This is a genomic window from Acidiphilium sp. AL, from assembly GCF_025499445.1.
Taxonomy (GTDB): domain Bacteria; phylum Pseudomonadota; class Alphaproteobacteria; order Acetobacterales; family Acetobacteraceae; genus Acidiphilium; species Acidiphilium iwatense.
This window is the reverse complement of sequence record NZ_JAIMBZ010000102.1, coordinates 1-2,089: the sequence shown is the minus strand read 5'-3', so window position 1 is coordinate 2,089 and position 2,089 is coordinate 1. Positions and strand designations below refer to the sequence as shown.

Genomic DNA, 2,089 nt, shown 5'->3' with positions numbered 1-2,089 from the left:
CGGCCTTCAACCTCCTCGAGTTCAACCTCCTCGAGATCGAACCCATGCGTGTCCAGTAGACGTCAAAAGCAGATCAAAAAATCCGCCAATAAATCCAGGGGATTCTCGTTCAGACCAATGAAAACTTCGGTCTAGGCTTCATTTAACTTGTTGAAATCCTTGACGTTCACTCATGACTGGCCGCCGGGTAAAAGTATCGGCGTCCTGGTGGTGAGAACTTTCTTTTCAGCTCAACCGATCAACATTTCTGCGGAGGGGGTTAGCCGAGTTCGTATTCGACCTCGGCGGTGTAGGCGGGGTGGTCGTCGCCGAGATGCGAGCTGAACAGGGTGATGTGGCGGGCCTCGATCGGCGGCGAGCGGTAGAGATTGCGGCTCTGGACGAATTCGGCGAGGCGCGGGCCGACCGGCAGGTCCATCCGGGCCAGGGTGACGTGCGGGGTGTAGCGGCGGCGCTCGGCCGGCACGCCGACCCGGCGCAGGGCTGTTTCGATTTTCGTCTGAAGGTGGAACAGCGCCTGGTTGCGCTCGACGCCGATCCACAGCGTGTTGGCGCGCCCGGCTTTCTCGAACCAGCCGGCGCCGGTCAGCACCAGGGGAAAGCCGCGCACGCGGATCGCGGCGAGCGCATGATCGATCTCCTCGGCCTCCAGCCGCTGGGCCTCGCCGATGAAGCGGAGCGTGAGGTGCATGTTCCGCGCCGGCACCCAGCGCGCACCGGGCAGGTTGATCGCGAAGCCCGCCAGGGTCTGCTTGATCTCCCAGGGCAGGTCGAGGGCGACGAACAGACGCATGGCTTTGCCCTCCTTTGCCTAGAGCAATATGGCTTTGCTGGAATCGCGGAGCGATCCAGAAAAGTCATGAAATTGCTCGCCAAACGATGAGTATCGTGCCGAGCGGGGCGCGGATGGTCAAGCGGGGTGGTGAGGGCGGGTTGGTGGGGGTATCTTGTGCTGGGATCGGCGATCATACAGAGATTGTGCGCTGGGTTATATTTAGCGCTCAAGTCGTCAAAAAGACGACGTAGCAAGCTGTAGCCAGTGCATCACGTTTGTCCACGCTGCGACGATAATTGCGTGAATATGCGGCTCCATCACAACCGCAGCTATCCCAAGAACTCTGCCACCAGTCTTGGCCACTTCATCAAACATAATGTCGAGCTTGTGCCCTACCCATTTGGCTGCGACCGCTAATTGGCTCCAGAGTTGACGGATTAGCCGCTTTGCGACCGGTATTTGCGGCTTTTGCTTCGTATTTACTCACCCCGCTGTGACGTAGTGGGCTTCGTGGCATGAAGTTTGTGCTTGACACGGTCACGGCGGATTCGATTTACCATATCCGTGACTCGCGAAACCCTTCTTGGGCTTTCCAAGGATGATCTGGTCGACCTGGTGTTGGCGCAACAGGCGCAGGTTGCCGCCCAGGCCGCCCAGATAGCGGCGCAAGTTGGCCAGATCGAGGCCCTCATGGCGCAGGTCGCGACGTTATCGGCACGGGTAATTGAGTTGGAGGCCAAACTCAATGCGCCCCCCAAGACGCCTGACAATTCCAGCCTGCCCCCTTCGAAGGGCCAGAAGCCGAACCTGCCGCAAGGGCGCAAAAAACGCCGCCATAGCCATCCTGGTGTCGCGCGCGCGCTGGCCGAAAACCCCGACCGCGTCATCGAAGCGCGGCTGACAGCCTGTCCGAACTGCGACCATGCCCTCGATGCGGCGGATCAGTCCGAGATCCACGCCTACGACCATATCGACCTGCCGCCGATCAAGCCGATTGTCACCAGGATCAACCGCCATCATGGCGTCTGTCCCTGCTGTCGCAAGCATATCGGCGCACCACCCCCTGAAGGTTTTGTCCCAGGGTCGCCGTTTGGGCCAGGGCTTTGTGCCCTGATCATCCATCTGCACATCACGCAGGCGATCAGCTTCGAGCGTCTTGCTCTCCTGATGGCGGACTCAAGACTCCCCTCATTTTCACACTGCCCCGAAAGTCTCGGCGAAGACGGGCAGGTCGGCGAGCATATCGGCGAATTTCTGGACCAGTGGCAGCAGGCGAGGCTCCGGCATGGTGGGGATGAGTTCGTATAGCATGCA

General features: G+C 60.0%; 3 protein-coding genes. 1 reads left to right on the top strand and 2 read right to left on the bottom strand.

Features of this window, described 5'->3' with window-relative positions:
• Positions 1 to 259: 259 nt before the first annotated feature.
• Positions 260 to 793: an RNA 2',3'-cyclic phosphodiesterase gene (gene thpR, locus AiwAL_RS20020; protein WP_262313473.1), complete on the bottom strand. Its 534-nt coding sequence runs from the start codon at positions 791 to 793 to the stop codon at positions 260 to 262.
• Between the two features lie 519 nt (positions 794 to 1,312).
• The gene (locus AiwAL_RS20015) at positions 1,313 to 1,444 is read right to left on the bottom strand and encodes a hypothetical protein (RefSeq protein WP_262313472.1); all 132 of its coding nucleotides are present in this window, start codon (positions 1,442 to 1,444) and stop codon (positions 1,313 to 1,315) included.
• A 21-nt stretch (positions 1,445 to 1,465) separates the two neighbouring features.
• Between AiwAL_RS20015 and AiwAL_RS20010 the strand changes: the two genes are divergently transcribed.
• Complete coding sequence (locus tag AiwAL_RS20010; RefSeq protein WP_262313471.1) at positions 1,466 to 2,083, top strand: IS66 family transposase zinc-finger binding domain-containing protein; 618 nt, start codon at positions 1,466 to 1,468, stop codon at positions 2,081 to 2,083.
• The last annotated feature ends 6 nt before the right edge of the window (positions 2,084 to 2,089 follow it).